Here is an 18,961-nt window from a genome sequence, read left to right as displayed (position 1 = left end):
GCCCAACCTTCGTCGCTACGAGCGACCACTTGCCGCGAGGCGAGCATGGCGGGTCGGTGTCATAACGTCGGAAGGCCCCTCACCACTGGTGAGGGGCCTTCTTCGTGTCGGTCCGTCAGCGCAGCAGCGCCGGCACCCCGTCCACGTCCGGCAGGTCGTCCGGGCCGGAGAGCACGGTCAGCCGCTGGGTCGCCCGGGTCAGCGCCACGTACAGCACCCGCAGGCCGGCCTCGGACTCCCCCGCGATGCCGACCGGGTCGGCCACCACCGTGGCGTCGTACTCCAGACCCTTGGCCTCCAGGCTGCCGAGCGCCACCGCCCGCTCGCCCAGACCCTCGATCCAGCCGGCCGCCTCGGCCCGGCGGTCCATCGGGACCACCACCGCGACGGTGCCGTCCACCTCGGCCAGCAGCCGGGTCAGCTCGGCCCGGGCGGCCGCCGCGAAGACGGCCGGGTCGGCCGAGGCCGCCGCCGCGAAGCGCGGCGCCAGACCGGTCGAGCGGACCGCCGTCGGCGAGGGGGTGCCGGGCGCGGCCAGCGCCAGCACCTTGGCCGCCACCTCGGCGATCTCAGACGGGTTGCGGTAGTTCACGGTCAGCGTGTGCCGACGGCGCGGCTTGCCCGCCAGCACCTCGTCCATCGCCGCCTGCGCCTCCTGCGGGAACGGCCAGGAGGACTGCGCCGGGTCGCCGACGATGGTCCAGGTCGCCATCCGGGAACGCCGGCCGACCATCCGCCACTGCATCGGGGTGAGGTCCTGCGCCTCGTCCACGATCACGTGCGCGTACTCGACCCGCTCGACCGGCACCCGGTCGCGCTGCCGGGACGACCGGTCCGCGTACGTGGTGACCTCGTCCAGACCGGTCAGCATGTCGACCGCGTCCACCTCGCGGACCACCCGCCTGGCCGCCTCGCCGAGCAGCAGCTGCAGCTCGTCCACCATCGCCACGTCGTGCGCCGAGAGCGGGCCCTCGCCACGGTCCGTCAGCCCGCTCAGGGAGGACGCCAGCAGGCGCGCCTCGTCCGGCGTGACGGCCCGGCGGGCGATCCGGTTGGTGTGCCGGGACTGCTTGAGGGTGGCCAGCACCCGACGGGGCGTCAGGGCGGGCCACCAGGCGTCCAGGAAGTCCAGGAAGACCGCCTCGTCGGAGACGTACTCGTCGAAGGCCTCCTTCTCCTCCTGGCGCTGCTCCCTGGCGTAGTGGTCGCTCGGGCGCGGCTGGTGCCTGATCGCCTCCTGCCAGAGCGCGTCCAGCAGCAGCCGCCTGGCCCGCGGGCGCAGCAGGTTGAGCGGCGTGCCGCCGCTGCCGATCACGTTGCCGCGCACCGTACGGAGCTTGTTGGCGTCCAGCCGGAGCGCCTCGCCCTTGGCGAACACCTTCAGCTCGGTCGGCGCGCCCAGCTCCAGCGCGGCCTTGGCCGCCCGGCGCAGCAGCGTCACCATCCGGGCCGAGCCCTTCACGTGCGCGGCCTCGGGCGTGTCGTACCGGCCCGCCTCGATGCCGTCCACCAGACTGCCGACGGCCCGGATCGCGACCTGGCCCTCCTCGCCCAGCGAGGGCAGCACGCCCTCGGTGTACGAGACCAGCAGCGCGGTCGGGCTGACCACCAGGATGCCGCCAGCGTACCGACGGCGGTCCTGGTAGAGCAGGAACGCGGCCCGGTGCAGCGCGACCGCCGTCTTCCCGGTACCGGGACCACCGGTCACCAGGGTGGCGCCCGGCGCGGGGGCCCGGATCACCTCGTCCTGCTCGCGCTGGATCGAGGAGACGATGTCGCGCATCGAGTGGCTGCGGGCCCGGCCGAGCGAGGCCATCAGCGCACCGTCGCCGACCACCGCCAGCTCCTGGCCGTCCAGGGTCGGCGTCAGGTCCGGGCGCAGCAGGTCGTCCTCGACCCCGAGCACCTTGCGGCCCTTCGACCGGATGACCCGCCGTCGGATCACCCGGCCCGGCTCCAGCGGGGTGGACCGGTAGAACGGCGCGGCGGCCGGCGCCCGCCAGTCGATCACCAGCGGCCCGAACTCGGCGTCGAGCACGCCGAGCCGCCCGATGTGCAACGTCTCGGCGACGGCCGGGTCGGCCGGGTCGAGCGGGGTCTGCGACGGGATGCCGTGTTCCTCCGGAGCGTCGGCCTGCTGGAGGTCGATCCGGCCGAACAGGAAGTCCTCGAACTCGGCGTTGAGCCGGTGCAGGTGCGCGCCCGCGCGGTACACCTGGGCATCGCGCTCGGCGAGCGCGCCGGGCGTACCGACCTGCACGCGCTTGGCGGCGTCCTCCAGGATGTACTCGGCCTCGGCGAGCTTCTCCTCCAGCCGGTGGTACACCGTGTCGAGATGGCGCTGTTCGCCCGCGATCTCGCGGTCGCGGATGGTGTCTGAGTCAGAGCTGCTGTGCATGGCCTCGGGGGGTGCGGCGAAGGACCTCGGAAAAGAGACGGACGGATGATCCTACGCCCCAAGGCACATGGGCGACCACAACAGGGGCTCGGGGAACTGCGACGCCGACCTCGAAAAAGGTGATCCGTCCGTAAATGGTCAGGCACTTTCGCAGTGATACCCACCAGCCACGAACCGTCGCCGTTCCCCGAGCCCCTGCGGGGCCCGCCTCAGCTACGCCGCGCCGTACTTCTCCCCCGGGTCCGCGACCGGGTCGAGCGCCAGCCGGTACCCCCGCTTGACGACGGTGGCCACCAGGCGCGGGGCGCCGAGCGCGGAGCGCAGCCGCGCCATCGCCGTCTCCACCGCATGCTCGTCGTTCCCGCTCCCCGGCAGCGCCCGCAGCAGCTCGGCCCGCGGCACCACCCACCCCGGCCGCTTCGCGAGCGCGCGGAGCAGGGCCATCCCGGCCGGCGGTACGGGTCGCAGCTCGCCGTCCACCAGCACGGCCTGGCCGCGCAGTTCCAGCAGGTGCCCGGCCACCGAGAGCCGTCGCGCGCGGCCCGGCAGCTGGGCGGTGAGCGTCTGGACCATCGCGCCGAGCCGCATCCGTTCCGGCCAGACGGTGGCGACGTCGAGTTCCTCCAGCGGGGCCGCCGTCACCGGGCCGACGCAGACCGGCAGCACGTCCCGGCGCAGTGCGTGCAGCAACTCGGCGGTCAGGCCGCGCTGTTCGGCCCGGTCGAGCAGGCTGATCGCGGCGGGGGCGCTGGTGAAGGTGACCGCGTCCAGGGCGCCCGCGCAGCAGGCGTCCAGCAGTCGGTCCAGCGGGTTCAGGTCGGCGGGCGGCAGCCAGCGGTAGACGGGGACCTCCACCACCTCCGCGCCGGCCGCCTTCAGCGACTCGACGAAGTCCCGCAGCGGGGCGCCGTGCAGCTGGACGGCGATCCGCCGACCGTCCACGCCCTGCTCCAGCAGCCGTTCGAGCACCTCGACCGAGGACTCCGACTCGGGCGACCACTCCTCGCGCAGGCCGGCGGCCCGGATCGCGCCCTTGGCCTTGGGGCCGCGGGCCAGCACCACGGCCTTGCCAAGACGGTCGATCAGGTCGTCGCCGAGCCCCCAGCCCTCGGCGGCCTCGATCCAGCCCCGGAAGCCGATGCCGGTGGTGGCCACCGCGATGTCCGGCGGGTCGGCGACCAACGCGCGGGTGGCGGCGAGCAGTTCGGTGTCGTCGGTGAGCGGCACGATCCGCAGGGCGGGGGCCCGCAGCACGGCGGCGCCCCGGCGCTGGAGCAGCGCGGCGAGTTCGTCGGCCCGCCGGGCGGCGGTGATGCCGATGGTGAACCCGGCCAGTGGCGGTACCGGTTCGGTGCGGTCGGTGGGGCGACTGCTCGTCAGATCGTCCATGGCTGTTGGTCCTTCGGTGGTGCCCCTCACGGCTGCGGCAGGCCGAAAGGGTGGGTGGACGGAAATCGTCTCCCCCGGCGGTGTCGCAGCGGGGTCGGTCCGATTTCCGGCTTGTTTCGCAGGTCGGACCGGCCGTCCAAGGGGTGGACGGCCGGTCGCGGAGCAGGCCCCAGGTCAGGCCCGGGCCAGCGCGGGGCTCGGTACCGCCTCGCCGGGGGCGGCGCTCGGCCGGCGCAGGTACACCACCCAGGTGAGCGCGAAGCAGACCGCGTACGCCACCAGGAAGGAGACGAAGGCCGGCGTACCGGTCTTGGCCACCAGGAAGGACTGCCGGAACGCCAGGTTGATGAACAGGCCGCCGAGCGCCCCGACCGCGCCGATCACGCCGACCGCCGCGCCGGACATCCGGCGGGACCAGGCGGCGGCCTGCTCGACGGTGTCGCCGAGCTGGGCGATCCGGTCCTGCGCCTTGGCCTCGAAGATCACCGGGATCATCTTGTACGTGGAGCCGTTGCCCAGTCCGGCGAAGACGAACAGGGCGATGAAACCGGTCAGGAAGACCGGCAGCGACTTGATCGAGGAGGCGTACGTGACCACCCCGGCGGCGACCGCCATCGCGGCGAAGTTCCACAGGGTGATCCGGGCACCGCCGAGCCGGTCCGCCAGCCAGCCGCCGACCGGCCGGATCAGCGAGCCGAGCAGCGGGCCGACGAAGGTCAGCTGGGCGGCCTGCAGCGGGGTGCGGCCGAACTGGTTCTGCAGCACCAGACCGAAGGCGAAGCTGAAGCCGATGAAGGAGCCGAAGGTGCCGATGTAGAGGACGGACATCAGCCAGGTGTGCTTCTGCTTCACGATCTCGGCCAGCGCACCGGTGTCGTTCTTCATCGGCGCCAGGTTGTCCATGAACAGCGCCGCGCAGGTCACCGAGACGATGATCAGCGGCAGGTAGATGCCCAGCACCAGCCGCGGGTGGGTGGCCCCGGCCCAGGTGATCACGCCGAGCGCGACCAGCTGGATCACCGGGACGCCGATGTTGCCGCCGCCCGCGTTCAGGCCGAGCGCCCAGCCCTTCCGGTGCTGCGGGAAGAAGGCGTTGATGTTGGTCATCGAGGAGGCGAAGTTGCCGCCGCCGAGCCCGGTCAGCGCCGCCACCAGCATGAAGGTGGTGTACGAGGTCCCGGGGTGCATGACGTACGCGGCCGCCAGGGTCGGCAGCAGCAGCAGGAGCGCCGCGATCACGGTCCAGTTCCGCCCGCCGAACCGGGCCACCGCGACGGTGTACGGGATCCGGACGAACGCGCCGACCAGGGTGGGCACCGCGACCAGGAAGAACTTGCCGGCCGGGTCCACGCCGTACTTCGGCCCCATGAAGAGGACCATCACCGACCAGAGGCTCCAGATCGAGAAACCGATGTGCTCGGAGATGATCGAGAACACCAGATTGCGGTTCGCGGTCTTCCGTCCGGTCCGCTCCCAGAAGCCGGCGTCCTCCGGCTGCCATTCCTGGATCCAGCGACCGCCCGCTCTGCCCTGCGCTGCCGTGTCCGTGCCCATCGCGCTCCCCTTGCCTGCCGGTGCCCTGTGCCAACTGACGTTAGGAGGCGGTGATTTCGCCCTCGTTGTGGCCTGTGACGCCGGAGGAACCGTCCTCTCACCCGACGGACGGCGGCGTTGTGAGGGCAGCCGAGCGGGTCGATCAGGCCGCCGGGGAACAGGATGGCCTCGGCCGCCACGGATTTCCATCGCCCCGTTGGGCTATTTCTCTCCGCCGCCTCCGGGTGTGAGAAGGGTTGACAGTGCACGCGCAGGGGAGCACGCTGCCGTCATTCCGACGACAACCGCCGCCCTTTCCCACGGGGCGGCGTGTTAACGCTCACATGACTTGTGCGTGTCGCACTTGGCTGCCGCCCCCGCCAGGAGACCTGCGTGAACGTCAGAAGCCCGCCGAACGGCTGACCCGCCGTCACCTCCGACCCCTCGGCTGCCACCCATCGGCCCGGGGTCGCGCCCCTCCCCCACAACGAAGGACGACCCGATGAAGCCCACCACCTTCTTAGCGTCCGTCACCGCCGCCGCGCTCCTCGTGCTCGGGATCGCCGGGACCGGCACCGCACAGAGCCAGACCCCCGGCGTGACCGCCGCACCCGCGGCCGTCAGTGCGGCCGCCGCGCCGACCGCCGGCTGCGGCAAGGCCCCGACGCTGAGCAGCGGCGCCCACACGATCCAGAGCAGCGGCCAGAACCGCAGCTACATCCTCAGGGTCCCCGCCAACTACGACAGCAACCGCCCCTACCGCCTGGTCTTCGGGTTCCACTGGCGGGGCGGCACCGCGAACGACGTCGACTCGGGCGGAACCGACGGATACAACTGGTCCTACTACGGCCTCCGGCGACTGGCGGACGGCGCGAACAACGGCACCATCTTCGTCGCCCCCCAGGGCTTCGACAACGGCTGGGCCAACAACAACGGCCAGGACGTGACCCTCGTCGACGACCTGACCCGCCAGCTCGAGGCGGGGCTCTGCGTCGACAGCACGCAGCTGTTCGCCGCCGGCTTCAGCTACGGCGGCGCCATGTCGTACGCGCTCGCCTGCGCCCGGCCGACCGTCTTCCGGGCGGTCGCGGTCTACGCCGGCGCGAACCTCAGCGGGTGTGCCGGCGGAACGCAGCCGATCGCGTACATGGGCCTGCACGGCCTCCGGGACAACGTCCTGCCCATCGCCTCGGGCCGCTCGCTCCGGGACACCTTCGTCCGGAACAACGGCTGCACCGCGCAGAACCCGCCGGAGCCGGCGAACGGCAGCCTGACCCACATCGTCACCACCTACTCCGGCTGCCGCGCCGGATATCCCGTGGTCTGGGCGGCCTTCGACGGAGCGGGCCACGACCCCGGCCCGATCGACGGCTCCACCGGTGACGGCTGGCGCACCTGGACCTCGGGCGAGGTGTGGAAGTTCTTCAGCCAGTTCGACTCGAGCACCCCTCCCACTCCGACGCCCACCGCCCAGCGGCTCGTGGGGCAGCAGTCCGGCCGGTGCGTCGACATCAACAACTCCACCACCACCAACGGCACCCAGGCCCAGCTGTGGGACTGCAACGGCGCCGCCGGCCAGCAGTGGACCTACACCGCGGGCAAGCAGCTCACGATCTACGGCAACAAGTGCCTGGACGCGTCCGGTAAGGGCACCGCGAACGGCACCGCCGTGGTGATCTGGGACTGCAACGGCCAGACCAACCAGCAGTGGACCGTCAACTCCAACGGCACGATCACCGGAGTCCAGTCGGGGCTGTGCCTGGACGCGACCGGAGTGGCCACGGCCAACGGTACGAAGATCCAGCTGTGGAGCTGCTCGGGCGGGTCGAACCAGCAGTGGCGACTGCAGAGCTGACCGGGGCCGCCTGACAGTACGTGCGAGGCCGGGAAGCACGAAGGCCACCCTCCGGTGTGGAGGGTGGCCTTCGATACACATGGGGTGGTGGAGATGCCGGGAATCGAACCCGGGTCCAGTGGAGTGGATTCAGGACTTCTCCGAGCGCAGTCCGCTGTGAGTTTCTCGGCCCTGGCAGTCACGCGGACAAGCCGCCAACAGGCCCAGTCACTGTTTGATTTCCCCGCCGACCCCCGTGACCGGGGTGGAAGGTTGAGTTCCCTAAATTATGCCAGGGTCCGGGTCGGGAACTCCCCGGTCTGACACCCGTTCACTTTCGCTTAGGCAGCGAGAGCGAACTGCTGGGCATCGCGCTTAGAGTTGGCGATTATTGTTTTGCGGCAGATGGTTAACGAGATCATTGCCGCGTTCCTCGGCTCGCTTCTCCTGTTTCGACTTCCCCTGTCGAAACCGATCATCCCCATGTTTTGTTGAGAAACAGCTCCCGGCGGGCGGACCCTCCGGTTGGTGCTGCGCCCATACTACGCGCAGCGACCGGCCTGGCCAAGCAGATTAACCCTGCTGGCGGCGGCGGACCGCCGCGACCGCCCGGTCCGTCTCACGGCGGTCCTGCTTCTCACGCAGGGTCTGCCGCTTGTCGTGCAGCTTCTTGCCGACCGCGAGGGCCAGTTCGAGCTTCACCCGGCCGTCCTTGAAGTACAGCGAGAGCGGCACCAGGGTGTGGCCGGTCTCCTTGGTCTTCGACTCGATCTTGTGGATCTCCATCCGGTGCAGCAGCAGCTTGCGCTTCCGCCGCGCCGAGTGGTTGGTCCAGGTCCCCTGGGTGTACTCGGGGATGAACACGTTGTCGATCCACACCTCACGCGCCTGGACGTAGGCGTAGCCGTCCACCAGGTTGGCCCGCCCCTCGCGGAGCGACTTGACCTCGGTGCCGGTCAGCACCAGACCGCATTCGTACGTGTCGAGGATGGTGTACTCGTGTCGCGCCTTCTTGTTCTGCGCGATCAGCTTCTTTCCGGTTTCTTTAGCCATAGCGCCGATCATTCTCGCACCTCGGACGACCCACCGGCAGCCCCTTTACCGGCGGGTGCGTCAGGCCGCGGCATCGAAGGAGACCGTGCGCAGCAGCTCCACCACCACCGGGCAGTACGTCTCCCAGTCCTGCACCGAGGGCGTACTGAAGGTCACCACCGTCAGACTCCGGCGGGTCGGGTCGGCCTCGGCCGGCACCGGGATCCACGCCTGCAGGGTGGCCACCGGGATCGGCACGTCGGCGCCGGTCGGCGAGACAGCGGCGGGGACCATCAGCGGCTCGTCCAGCTCGATCTCCACGGCGGCGGGACCGCAGGGCAGTTCGTACCGCTGAAGCTGCCGTCGGTCGGAGCCACGTCGGCGGATCTCGATGATCCCCGCTACGGCGGTCTCCGGATCGGAGCAGTCCACCTCCTGATGGGAGATCAGCAGCGAGGCGGCGGACGGACGGCCCTCGTCGATCAGCCCGAAGCAGGAGGCCGCGTAGTACGCGCCGGTCTCCGCGAGCTGCCAGGACGTCCGCCGGTAACCGATCAGCAGCTGCTTCAGCAGGACGGGATCGGTGTCCTCGACCCGGTCCTCGCCGATCCGCCCGCGCAGGTCGTCGGTGAGCTCGGCCAGGTCCGCCCCGACCGGGATCTCCCGGAAGTCGGGCGGCAATTCGAAACGGATCCGGTACTCGGGGCTCATCCGCCGGGCCCCCACTTCTTCTGAGCGCGGGCAGCCGCTGCCCGGTGGGAAGTCCGGTAGCCGAACGTGCGGAGCGCGACGAACAGGGCGCACAGACCGAGCGCGAGCGCGGTCTTCCACTCCCAGTTGTCGGTCGACTTGAGCAGGGCCCAGGCCAGACCCCCTCCGAAGATCAGCACGATCGCCAGGACACTGAACCTGGACGCGCGCGTCAGGCCCGCCAGCATCTGCACGTCCTTGGCGTCCTGCGGCGTCATCCCCGAGATCCGTACCGCCGGGTGCCAGCCGGGCGGGTTGAAGCCGAAGGGAGTGTCCGTCCGCCAGCTGAACGGCGGCGCGAAGGACGGGTCCGCCTGTGGGTTCCACATGTACGCCGCCCGGCGGCGGGCCGGCGGGCTGTCGTCGCGGACGAACCGAATGCTCGTCGAACTGTCCCCGGCCGACATGCCCGCGAGTGCGTAGCCGTAGAGGTGCGCCACCCAGACCACATCCCCCGGCACCCCCGCGGTGTACGTGATCGAGAACTCGGGGCGCCCGTCGGCGAGGGCCGGCACCTTTTCGGCGTGACTCATCGTGATCCCCTCTCGGCGGCGGCCTGGCGGTCCTTCTCGGCGCCCGCGTTCCAGGCGTTCTCGAAAGCGGGGGCGAGCAGCATGCCCGTCCCGACCACGGGCATCAGCCCGAATCCGAGCTCGGCCTTCTGCCGGTTGTTCTGCGGCACGAAGTACTCGAGCGTCTCGGCTCCGCCCAGCAGCTCCTTGAAGTCGAGGATCGCGCCGATACCGTCCGACGCGGGCTTGGCCCCGACGGCGACGGCCACCACCCCCGCCGACACCTGCCCGCCTGCCTCCGCGGCCCTGCCGACCCCGAAGGTCAGGCTGCTGAGCGCGTCCTCGCCGAGCTTCCCCCACGAGACGTCCGCGCCACCGGCCTTGGCCACCCCGTGCAGGCCGAACGCGCCGAGCCCGGTGACACCCGAGATCACTCCCAACGGCCCGCCGACGATCGCGCCGCCCGGGATGGCGTCCAGGCCCGCCCCGACGAGCCCGGTGACCGCGCTGACGCTCGAGAGCACGTCGCCGACCGCCGCGATGGAGTTGGCGTGGTCCTGGACGAACTTCACCACCTCCTGGCCGGCCTTGATCTGCAGCATGGCGACCTGCTCGATGGACTCGCCGAGCCGGGCCAGCAGCCCGGGGCCGTCCGGGGCCTCCTCGGCGGCCGCCCGCAGGGCTGCCGCGCACTTCTCGGAGAGGTCCTCGTGCAGGGCCGAGAGCTCGGCGGCCTGCCGCCGCAGGCCGGCGAGTTCGTCCTCGGCGCTGTCCACCTCGTGGGCCGCGGCGGCCAGCCGCCGTTCGGCGTCAGCCAGTTGGTCGCCGTCGGTGAACAGCACGTTGGCCAGGTCGAGGTCGGGGTTGTCCTTGGCCCGCTTCAGCCGGGCCTTGGCCGCCTGGGCCGAGTCCTCGTACGCGTGGGCCTTGGACTTCAGGCCCGCCAGGTCGGCGCCCCAGCGGTCCAGCTCCCGGGCGGCCCGGTCGAAGGACTGCCGGGCGATCTCCAGCTGCCGGGGCAGCGGTTGGATCTTCGCGGCGAAACCCGACGCCGCGTCACCCTGCCACCCGGCGTCGCCGGAGACGGCCCGGGTCAGCGTCGCGTGCGCGTCCTCCAGGTACTTGGCGGAGGTGGTGAGCTGCAGCACCAGGGCGTCGATCCGGCCCGGGTCGCCGGGCGCGGGGTCGAACCCCAGCGCGGGGAAGTCACGTTCGAACATGGTGCTCCCTCAGCTCGCCGAAGCGCCCTGGTACACGGCCGTCAGCGCGGCCTCGGTCTGCCGGTACGCGGCGACGGTCTGGTCCAGGCCCTTGGTGACGGCCTGGACGGTCTGGGTCAGCTGCTTGAGGCCGTACTCCCACTTCTCCTGGAAGTCGTCGCAGGCGTGGTCGAGCCGCTTGCTGCCGGTGGTCTTCGGCCCGGTGGTCTCCATCGCGCGCATGGCGGCGCCCATAGCGCCGGTGCTCTCGCCCAGTTGACGTGCCAGCTGGTCCAGCTGCCCCACGTCGACGCGGAAATCAGATGTCACTTCTTCGCCCCCCAGCGCGTGGCCACCCGTCGTGGCGTTCGGTCATGGTAGTCACACGCTCCGACACGGCCGAGCCTGGGGGTTACTTACGGCCGAGGCCGGAGAGCACGGTGTCGGCGAGCCGGAGGGTGTCGGTGGGGGTGGCGCCGGCCGGGCGGGGGACGTCGGGGGTCAGGCCGGTGCCGTCCGGGGAGCGGCCGGCCGGGGTGAAGTACCGGCCCACCGTCAGTTCGAGCACGGCGCCGTCGGCCAGCCGGCTGGGCTGCTGGACGGTGCCCTTGCCGAAGGTCCGGGAGCCGACCAGGACGGCGCGGCTGCGGTCCTGGAGCGCTCCGGCCAGCAGTTCGGCGGCGCTCATGGTGCCGCCGTCCACCAGCACCACCAGCGGGGTGCCGGTGTCGCCGCCGGGTGCGGCGGTGAGTTGGCGCCGCTCGCCGTGCTCCAGGTACGAGCCGACCGGGCCGCCGTCCAGGAACAGCGCGGCGGTGGCGGCGGCCTCGTCGACCAGCCCGCCGGAGTTGCCGCGCAGGTCGAGCAGCACCCCGCGGGCGCCCTGGACGGCCGTCCTGACCTGCTCGGCCACCCCGGCGGTGAAGCCGTGCACCGCGATCCGGACCACCCCGGCCCGCGGGTGGTCCACCGTCACGTCACGGGCCGCCAGTTCGGCCCGCCGCAGGGTGAGTTCACGCTCCTCGCCGCCGGGTCCGCGCAGCGCCAGCGCGACCGTCGAACCGGCCGCGCCGCGCAGCCCGGCCACCACCTCGGTGACCGGCAGCCGGTCGGCGGGGGTGCCGTCGATCCGCAACAGCTGGTCCCCGACCGCGATCCCGGCCTGCTCGGCCGGCCCGGCCGGGGTCACCTGGGCCACCGTGGTGACCCCGTCGGGCGTACGGCGGACCGAGAGGCCGACGCCGTGGTAGCGGCCCTGGGTGAGGTCGGTGTACGCCTCCTGGCTGTAGTACGCGGCCCACGGATCGCCGCCCCCGGCCAGCAGTTGCTCGGCCTGCTGCCGGGAGAGCTCGGCCCCGGCCAGCGGCCGGCCGGCCAGCGCGTCCGAGGAGGTGGCGAGTTGGGCGTACTCCGGAGGCTCGCTCCAGGCGCCGGTCATCGCACCGCCGAGCAGCACGGCGCCGAACACCAGCGAGAGCATGGCCCCCTGGCGTACCCCACTGCGCAGTGTCACCGGCATGGCACCGGAGTCTAGGCGCGGTCCTCGGGCCTGCGTCAGACCTTCAGGTACTTCCGCAGGGTGAAGAACGCCGCGATCGCGGCCATCCCCATGCCGACCACGACCAGCAGCGGGATCACCGACAGCACCGAGGAGAGGCCGATGAAGTGGATGAACTCCACCTTCTTCGCCAGGAAGCCCTGCACGAAGAAGTGCCCGCCGACCAGCAGCCCGGAGGCCAGCGCCGCCCCGAGCAGCGCGGCGAACGCGGCCTCGGCGATGAACGGCATCTGGACGTAGAAGTTCGAAGCACCGACCAGGCGCATGATGCCGGTCTCACGCCGTCGGCTGAACGCCGACACCCGGACGGTGTTGACGATCAGCAACAGCGCAACGAACAGCATCAACACCATGATCACGAACGCGGCCGTCTGCAGACCGTTCAAGAGCCCGAACAGGTTCTCCAGGATCTTCTTCTGGTCCTGCACCGACTTGACGCCCGCGTTGCCCGCGAAGGCGCTCTGCATCACGTCGTACTTGGTCGGGTCGGTCAGCTTCACCCGCCAGGACTGCGGCATCGCCTCCGCGCCCACCGCGACGATCAGCGGGTTGTCCGGGTTGAGGTCCTTCCAGTGCTTGAACGCCTCCTGCGAACTCTCGAAGGTGAAGTTCTGCACCAGCGGCATCTTCTCCAGCTTCGCCTTCACGTCGGCGATCTGCTGGTCGGTGGCCGCACCCGCCGCACACTGGGCCGACTTGGAGTCGGCCTTGGTGCAGAAGTAGATGCTCACCTCGACCTTGTCGTACCAGAAGTCCTTCATCGAGTTGACCTGGTCACGCACCAGCAGGCTGGCTCCGGCCAGGGCGAGCGACAGCGCGACGCTGACCACGACCGCGATGGTCATGGTCAGGTTGCGGCGGAGACCGACGCCGATCTCGGACAGAACGAACTGGGCGCGCATGGCTTTGTCTCACTCCAGGGATTTGCGGTAGGGCGGGCAGGCGGACGGGGCGTCAGGCTCAGTGCTGGTAGCCGTAGACGCCACGGGCCTGGTCGCGGACCAGCAGCCCCTTGTCGAGCTCGATCACCCGCTTGCGCATCTGGTCGACGATGGCCTGGTCGTGGGTGGCCATCAGGACCGTGGTGCCGGTGCGGTTGATCCGGTCGAGCAGCTTCATGATGCCGACCGAGTTCTGCGGGTCGAGGTTTCCGGTCGGCTCGTCGGCGATCAGCAGCATCGGACGGTTCACGAAGGCACGGGCGATCGCCACGCGCTGCTGCTCACCACCCGAGAGCTCGCCGGGCATCCGGTCCTCCTTGCCACCGAGGCCGACCAGGTCGAGCACCTCGGGGACGACCTTGTTGATGGCGCTCTTCGGCTTGCCGATCACCTCGAGGGCGAAGGCGACGTTCTGCGCCACCGTCTTGTTCGGCAGCAGGCGGAAGTCCTGGAAGACGGTGCCCAGCTGGCGGCGCATGTGCGGCACCTTCCAGTTGGACAGCTTGCCGAGGTCCTTGCCCAGGACGTGCACCTCGCCGACGCTCGGCCGCTCCTCGCGCAGGCAGAGCCGGAGGAAGGTCGACTTGCCCGAGCCGGAGGACCCGACCAGGAAGACGAACTCACCCTTCTCGATCTCCAGCGAGACGTTGTCCAGGGCCGGACGGTTCTGCTTGGGATAGGTCTTGGAGACGTTGTCGAATCTGATCACGGCTGCATCACGGGGGCCATCCTAGGTGGAATGGCGACCGCTTCGGCCGAACTTCCGTGACCCGATCGTTACTTCGGGCTTCCGGAGGGCTGGCCGGACGGCACCGTTCCTCGGTCGGTTCCACTTCCGCGACAGGCCGGAAGCGGCGGCGGAAGTGGCCGACTGCCACTTCTCCGGTCTCGGACCATACGCGAAGCTCATCCGGGCCCGCAGGCTCGGCCGCCCCAACGGCCTGAGAATTGGTGGACAATGTTCCGTTTTGACCGGATAAATGCGAGCCATGTCACAGCTCCGCATGCGGTTGAGCGGCCGTCGGCCACCACGCACGGGCCGGATCGTCCGGAACCTGGCACAGTGGTAGGCAGAGAGCGGCCGTATGGGGCAGCCGAAGGAACCGGAAGCCCTCCCGGCGCGTTGCTGTAAGCAGCAAGGAGGAGATCGCATGACGTGCGACCATCTGGTGTGCGCCAACTGCAACGGCCGCGTGAGTGACGGCCGCTGCCCGGTCTGCCGCGCCAACCGAGCCCGGCTGCAGGGGCAGCAGGGTCCGTTCGCCGCGCTGACACCCGCCACGCTGCTCGCGTTGCTGGTCGGCCTGCTGGCCGTGGCACTGATCGCCCGACAGGCCCTGGCCTGACCAACCGAACGACGAGAAGGGCCCCGGGACGATGTCCCGGGGCCCTTCCTCATGCCGTCTTACGCGGCGGTCTCACGCTGCTTGCGCCAGCGGATACCGGCCTCGATGAAGCCATCGATGTCGCCGTCCAGCACGGACTGCGGGTTGCCGACCTCGAACTCCGTCCGGAGGTCCTTGACCATCTGGTAAGGGTGCAGGACGTACGAACGCATCTGGTTGCCCCAGGAGCTGCCGCTGTCCTTGAGCGCGTTCATCGCGGCCTTCTCCTCCTGCCGGCGCAGCTCGAGCAGCTTGGCCTGGAGGACGTTCATCGCCGAGGCCTTGTTCTGGATCTGCGAGCGCTCGTTCTGGCAGGAGACCACGGTGCCGGTGGGCAGGTGGGTGATCCGGACCGCGGAGTCGGTGGTGTTGACGCCCTGGCCGCCGGGGCCGGAGGCGCGGTACACGTCGATCCGCAGCTCGCCCTCGTCGATGTCGACGTGGTCGGACTGCTCGACCACGGGGAGCACCTCGACGCCCGCGAACGAGGTCTGCCGGCGGCCCTGGTTGTCGAACGGCGAGATCCGGACCAGGCGGTGGGTGCCCTGCTCGACCGAGAGCGTGCCGTAGGCGTACGGCACCTTCACGGTGAAGGTCGCGGACTTGATGCCGGCCTCTTCCGCGTACGAGGTGTCGTAGACCTCGGTCGGGTAGCCGTGCCGCTCGGCCCAGCGGAGGTACATCCGCATCAGCTGCTCGGCGAAGTCGGCGGCGTCCACGCCACCGGCCTCGGCCCGGATGTTGACCAGGGCCTCGCGGGAGTCGTACTCGCCGGAGAGCAGGGTGCGGACCTCGAGCTCCTCGACCGCCTTCTGCACCGAGGTCAGCTCGGACAGCGCCTCGGCGAGGGTGTCCGCGTCGTCCTCGTCCTCGGCCAGCTCGAACATGATCGAGAGGTCGTCCACCCGGCCGCGGAGGGTCTGCACCCTGCGCAGCTCACCCTGCAGGAAGGAGAGCCGGCTGGTCACCAGCTGCGCGTTCGCCAGGTCGTCCCACAGGTTGGGGGCGGCTGCCTCCTCCTCAAGGACGGCGATGTCGGCCCGGATCTTGTCCAGGTCGAGGACGGCCTCGATGGACCCCATGGTCGTTTCGAGGGACTTGATTTCTTCGGAAGGATCGACGGCTGCCACGCCACCAGCCTAATGGTTCGGGGCCGCCGACCGTGCATGGGTATCCGCGCCGGGGTCGGTCGACCACGGAGCGGAGGCCCCGGCACGGGTGCCGGGGGACGAGGCGGCGAAGGCCGAGTACGCGGCCGCCGCACCCGCCAACAGCAGCACCACGGCGAGCAGCACCGCGTACAGCCGGCGGCGCCGGACCAGGGCCCGCCGCCCCTTCCGGTGGCCGCTCGCCGGGGCCGCCTCGCGGCGCTGGGCCTGGGACTCGGCCGCGTACGAGGCCAGCTCCTGGGCGGACGGGCGGCGCAGGCTGGTGTGGGTGTCCCGGGTGGAGTCCGGCGAGGGGGCCGGCACCAGCGGGACGGCCGGGCCGCGGCGACGGCGGTGGGTGCCGGGGCCCGCGTCCACCTCGGCGTAGACCGCCTCGCCCGGGGTGATCAGCTCCTCGGCCGGGGCCTTGCCCTGCGGCGGGACGTGCGCGGGCAGCCCGGCCAGGTACGGCAGTTGCTCGCGCAGCCGGTCGGCCAGCTCGGCGGCGCGCAGCCGGGAGGCCGGGGCCTTGGCCAGGCACTCGCCGATGATCCTCGACAGTCCGTCGGGAAGGCCGGGGATCGGCGGCACGGTCTCGGTGACGTGCCTGCGCAGCACCGCGCCGGTGTGGCCGCCGCCGAACGGGGTGAAGCCGGTCAGCAGCTCGTACAGCACGGTGGCCAGCGCGTAGATGTCGACGGCGGCGCGCGGCTCCAGGCCCTCGATGATCTCGGGGGCCAGGTAGTCGGGGGTGCCGATGATCCTGGTCGCCCTGGTCCGGCGCGGGGCGTCCACCAGGCGGGCGATGCCGAAGTCGGTGAGCTTGGCGCGGGGGGCGCCGCCGGGCCCGGCCGGGGCGGCCAGGTCGAGCATGACGTTCTCCGGCTTCACGTCCCGGTGCACGATCCCGGCGGCGTGGGCGGCGGCCAGGCCGTCGGCCACGTCGGCGATCACCGAGACAGCGGCCAGCGGGGTCAGCGGGCCGTCCCGGTCCAGCCGGGAGCGCAGGTCGGCGCCCTGCACCAGCTCCATCACCAGGGCCAGGTCGTCGCCGTCCATCACCATGTCGCGGACCCCGACCACCCGGGGGTGGTCCAGGCTCATCAGCGCGGTGCGCTCCTGGATGAACCGCCCCACGAGTACCTGATCGGACGCCAGATCCTCACGCAGCAGCTTGACTGCCACCGGTCCGTCCGGGCCCTCGCCGAGCCAGACGGTCCCGGCGGACCCCCGGCCGATCACCTGGTGGACGGTGTACCGGCTGCCGATCTTGCGTGCCAATGCTGCTGCTCCGTAGGCGGCGGGAGCGCACGGTGGTGCTGCGCGCTCGGTAGGTCGGTGCTTCAGCCCACCAACCTACGCGCCCGACGGCCGTTCGGGGGACGCCGAACGGCCCTGTAAGCCCTCCGGGGACAGGAAAAATCGTGAAGTGTCGACAAATACCTATTACTGACTGCCGGTCAGGTTGCTCACCCAGTCGCTGGCGCTGGTGAACCAGTCCTGGACGTTCTGCCACCAGATCGGCAGGTCGGTGAAGTTCCACAGCGCCACGGCGGCCACCGCCAGCACCACGATGACCATCAGGCAGCCCTTGAGGCAGCCCAGGCCGGGGATGTACATCCGGTTCCGGCTGCGACGGCGCGGCTCCCGGGCCGGCTCCGGCTCGCGCTGCTGCGGGGCCGGGGGCTCCTGGCGGCGCGGCGGGGCGGGCTCGGGACGGCGGGCCGGGGCGGGGGCCTGCTGCTGGTACGGCTGCGGCTGCGGGGCCTGCTGGGGGTAGCCCTGCTGCGGGTACCCCTGGGGCTGCTGCTGCGCCTGGTACGGCGGCGGGGCCACCGGCGGGCGCTGGTTGTAGCCGCCGGGCGGCTGCGGGCGCTGCTGACCCTGTTGCGGCCGGCCCTGCTGCGGCTGGCCGGGCTGCTGCGGGCGGTAGGGCTGGTACGGCTGCGGCGGGGGTGCCTGCTGGTAGCCCTGCGGCGGGCGCTGCTGCTGCGGCCGGGCCTGGTACGGCTGCGGTGCGATCTGCGGCTCGTCGAAGTCGGCCGGGTCGAAGTAGCTGACCTCGGTCTGCTGGTTGCGGTCCCGGGCGGCCCGGAGCTGGGTCTGCCACGGGTGCGGCTGCTCCGGGGCCGACGGGACGGGCGGGGCCGACGGGGCGGCGGGCGGCGGGCCCGCCGGCGGCATCGGCGGCAGCACGGAGGTCCGGTCGGCGGCGCCCTGAGGGGTCATCAACTGGGTGGCGGCGGCCGCGTCGTACTGCCCCGAGGGCAGCACCTGGGTCGGGTCGGCACCGCCGAAGGCGGAGTCGGCGAACTGCGCGGAGACCGGCACCCCGGGCTCGGTCGGCGCGACGTACTCGGGTGTCGGCCGCGGGTCGGGCAGCAGCAGGGCGCCGACCTCGAAGGCCGCCTCGGCCTGGGCCGGGGAGGCGTGCACGCCGACACCGGCCGCGACCACCCGCAGCGCCTGGGCCAGCGCGACCGCGCCGGGCCGCTCGGCCGGGTCCTTGCGCAGGCAGCGCTCGACCACCGTCCAGAGCGGCTCGGGCATGGTGCGCGGGCGCTCCGGGTCCTGCTGGAGGTGGGCCTGCAGGATCGCGATCGGGCTGTCGCCCTGGAACGGCGCCCGGCCGGTGACCAGCTCGTACAGCATGATTCCGGCGCCGTAGACGTCCACCGCGGAGGTCTGCGGGCGGCCGTCGGCGGACTCGGGGGCGACGTACGCGGGGGTGCCGACGAACTCGTGGGTGCGGGTGATGCCCGGGGAGTCGGCGAGGCGGGCGATGCCGAAGTCGGTCAGCATCGGGTGCATCTGCTCGGCGCCGTCCACGGTGCTGCTGGCGAGCAGCACGTTGGCGGGCTTGAGGTCGCGGTGCACGATGCCGTCGGCGTGGCTGACCGCCAGCGCGTCGGCGATCTGGGCCATCAGCAGGGACCCGGCGATCGGGCTGAACGGGCCGTTGCCGCGCAGGTAGTGGAACAGGTCGGGGCCGTCGACCAGGTCCATCACCAGGGCCAGCAGCTCGCCCTCGACCACCAGGTCACGGACCCGGACGATGTTCGGGTGGCTCAGCCGGAGCAGCACCGAGCGCTCGCGCAGGAAGCGCATCACCACGTCCGGGTCGGCGGCCAGTTCCTCGCGCAGTATCTTGATCGCCACCGGCCGCCCGGGCTCGATCCCGGGCACCACGACGTCCTCGCGCACCCTGGCCCGCCAGACGGTGCCGGTGGCCCCGCGCCCGAGGGCTTCCTCAAGCAGATACTTGCTGCCGACTGGCCGCAC

16 protein-coding genes and 1 other RNA gene are annotated in these 18,961 nt (G+C 71.5%); 2 read left to right on the top strand and 15 right to left on the bottom strand.

The genetic code is table 11. The features are described 5' to 3' along the window. Window positions 1–115: 115 nt before the first annotated feature. The 3 genes from F4556_RS22870 to F4556_RS22860 form a co-directional block, all read right to left on the bottom strand. Entirely contained in the window at window positions 116–2,398 is a 2,283-nt protein-coding gene (locus F4556_RS22870; protein ID WP_184919080.1) for a HelD family protein, read from the bottom strand. A gap of 213 nt (window positions 2,399–2,611) precedes the next feature. Next, complete coding sequence (locus tag F4556_RS22865; protein WP_184919078.1) at window positions 2,612–3,787, bottom strand: uroporphyrinogen-III synthase; 1,176 nt, start codon at window positions 3,785–3,787, stop codon at window positions 2,612–2,614. Window positions 3,788–3,961: 174 nt separating this feature from the next. Next, on the bottom strand, window positions 3,962–5,341 hold the full coding sequence (locus tag F4556_RS22860; protein ID WP_184919076.1) for a nitrate/nitrite transporter: 1,380 nt from the start codon (window positions 5,339–5,341) through the stop codon (window positions 3,962–3,964). Window positions 5,342–5,822: 481 nt separating this feature from the next. Here F4556_RS22860 and F4556_RS22855 point away from each other — a divergent pair, with 481 nt between their 5' ends. Beyond that, window positions 5,823–7,175, top strand: a complete 1,353-nt coding sequence (locus F4556_RS22855) for a ricin-type beta-trefoil lectin domain protein (protein ID WP_184919074.1) — start codon at window positions 5,823–5,825, stop codon at window positions 7,173–7,175. Window positions 7,176–7,260: 85 nt separating this feature from the next. Here the strand turns inward: F4556_RS22855 and ssrA are convergent. The 9 genes from ssrA to ftsE form a co-directional block, all read right to left on the bottom strand. After that, window positions 7,261–7,637, bottom strand: a transfer-messenger RNA (tmRNA) gene (ssrA, locus tag F4556_RS22850). A gap of 90 nt (window positions 7,638–7,727) precedes the next feature. Then, window positions 7,728–8,207 carry an SsrA-binding protein SmpB gene (gene smpB / locus F4556_RS22845; RefSeq protein ID WP_184919072.1) on the bottom strand — a complete coding sequence of 160 codons (480 nt, stop codon included), beginning with the start codon at window positions 8,205–8,207 and terminating at the stop codon, window positions 7,728–7,730. A gap of 60 nt (window positions 8,208–8,267) precedes the next feature. Next, window positions 8,268–8,897: a hypothetical protein gene (locus F4556_RS22840; RefSeq protein ID WP_184919071.1), complete on the bottom strand. Its 630-nt coding sequence runs from the start codon at window positions 8,895–8,897 to the stop codon at window positions 8,268–8,270. After that, window positions 8,894–9,469: a hypothetical protein gene (locus F4556_RS22835; RefSeq protein ID WP_184919069.1), complete on the bottom strand. Its 576-nt coding sequence runs from the start codon at window positions 9,467–9,469 to the stop codon at window positions 8,894–8,896. The genes F4556_RS22840 and F4556_RS22835 overlap by 4 nt, the downstream gene beginning before the upstream one ends. Next, window positions 9,466–10,668, bottom strand: a complete 1,203-nt coding sequence (locus F4556_RS22830; protein WP_184919067.1) for a hypothetical protein — start codon at window positions 10,666–10,668, stop codon at window positions 9,466–9,468. The genes F4556_RS22835 and F4556_RS22830 overlap by 4 nt, the downstream gene beginning before the upstream one ends. 9 nt (window positions 10,669–10,677) lie before the next feature. Continuing rightward, window positions 10,678–10,977: a DUF6317 family protein gene (locus tag F4556_RS22825; protein ID WP_184919065.1), complete on the bottom strand. Its 300-nt coding sequence runs from the start codon at window positions 10,975–10,977 to the stop codon at window positions 10,678–10,680. A gap of 82 nt (window positions 10,978–11,059) precedes the next feature. Beyond that, a complete protein-coding gene (locus F4556_RS22820) occupies window positions 11,060–12,166 on the bottom strand; it encodes a S41 family peptidase (RefSeq protein WP_184919063.1) in 1,107 nt (368 codons plus the stop codon). Between the two features lie 35 nt (window positions 12,167–12,201). Continuing rightward, on the bottom strand, window positions 12,202–13,107 hold the full coding sequence (gene ftsX / locus F4556_RS22815) for a permease-like cell division protein FtsX (protein WP_184919061.1): 906 nt from the start codon (window positions 13,105–13,107) through the stop codon (window positions 12,202–12,204). 58 nt (window positions 13,108–13,165) lie between these two features. Beyond that, window positions 13,166–13,855, bottom strand: coding sequence for a cell division ATP-binding protein FtsE (ftsE, locus tag F4556_RS22810; RefSeq protein WP_184919059.1), 690 nt, complete (start codon window positions 13,853–13,855; stop codon window positions 13,166–13,168). Window positions 13,856–14,297: 442 nt separating this feature from the next. Here ftsE and F4556_RS22805 point away from each other — a divergent pair, with 442 nt between their 5' ends. Then, window positions 14,298–14,492, top strand: a complete 195-nt coding sequence (locus F4556_RS22805; RefSeq protein WP_184919057.1) for a hypothetical protein — start codon at window positions 14,298–14,300, stop codon at window positions 14,490–14,492. Window positions 14,493–14,551: 59 nt separating this feature from the next. Here the strand turns inward: F4556_RS22805 and prfB are convergent, their stop codons facing one another. From prfB to F4556_RS22790, 3 genes are all read right to left on the bottom strand, one after another. Beyond that, window positions 14,552–15,661 (bottom strand): peptide chain release factor 2, encoded by a 1,110-nt coding sequence (prfB, locus tag F4556_RS22800; RefSeq protein ID WP_184919054.1) that lies wholly within the window; start codon window positions 15,659–15,661, stop codon window positions 14,552–14,554. 9 nt (window positions 15,662–15,670) lie between these two features. Further along, complete coding sequence (locus F4556_RS22795; RefSeq protein WP_184919052.1) at window positions 15,671–16,960, bottom strand: serine/threonine-protein kinase; 1,290 nt, start codon at window positions 16,958–16,960, stop codon at window positions 15,671–15,673. A 165-nt stretch (window positions 16,961–17,125) separates the two neighbouring features. Continuing rightward, window positions 17,126–18,961: a serine/threonine-protein kinase gene (locus tag F4556_RS22790; RefSeq protein WP_184919050.1), complete on the bottom strand. Its 1,836-nt coding sequence runs from the start codon at window positions 18,959–18,961 to the stop codon at window positions 17,126–17,128.

It is taken from the genome of Kitasatospora gansuensis (assembly GCF_014203705.1).
In the GTDB taxonomy this organism is placed as follows: domain Bacteria; phylum Actinomycetota; class Actinomycetes; order Streptomycetales; family Streptomycetaceae; genus Kitasatospora; species Kitasatospora gansuensis.
The sequence above is the reverse complement of the archived record's forward strand: the minus strand, read 5'-3'. Positions and strand labels throughout refer to the sequence as shown.

Bases quoted from the DNA above. Each gene is read 5' to 3' on its own strand.
- F4556_RS22870 (WP_184919080.1), bottom strand. From the start codon at position 2,398: ATGCACAGCAGCTCTGACTCAGACACCATCCGCGACCGCGAGATCGCG.
- F4556_RS22865 (WP_184919078.1), bottom strand. From the start codon at position 3,787: ATGGACGATCTGACGAGCAGTCGCCCCACCGACCGCACCGAACCGGTA.
- F4556_RS22860 (WP_184919076.1), bottom strand. From the start codon at position 5,341: ATGGGCACGGACACGGCAGCGCAGGGCAGAGCGGGCGGTCGCTGGATC.
- F4556_RS22855 (WP_184919074.1), top strand. From the start codon at position 5,823: ATGAAGCCCACCACCTTCTTAGCGTCCGTCACCGCCGCCGCGCTCCTC.
- smpB (WP_184919072.1), bottom strand. From the start codon at position 8,207: ATGGCTAAAGAAACCGGAAAGAAGCTGATCGCGCAGAACAAGAAGGCG.
- F4556_RS22840 (WP_184919071.1), bottom strand. From the start codon at position 8,897: ATGAGCCCCGAGTACCGGATCCGTTTCGAATTGCCGCCCGACTTCCGG.
- F4556_RS22835 (WP_184919069.1), bottom strand. From the start codon at position 9,469: ATGAGTCACGCCGAAAAGGTGCCGGCCCTCGCCGACGGGCGCCCCGAG.
- F4556_RS22830 (WP_184919067.1), bottom strand. From the start codon at position 10,668: ATGTTCGAACGTGACTTCCCCGCGCTGGGGTTCGACCCCGCGCCCGGC.
- F4556_RS22820 (WP_184919063.1), bottom strand. From the start codon at position 12,166: ATGCCGGTGACACTGCGCAGTGGGGTACGCCAGGGGGCCATGCTCTCG.
- ftsX (WP_184919061.1), bottom strand. From the start codon at position 13,107: ATGCGCGCCCAGTTCGTTCTGTCCGAGATCGGCGTCGGTCTCCGCCGC.
- F4556_RS22805 (WP_184919057.1), top strand. From the start codon at position 14,298: ATGACGTGCGACCATCTGGTGTGCGCCAACTGCAACGGCCGCGTGAGT.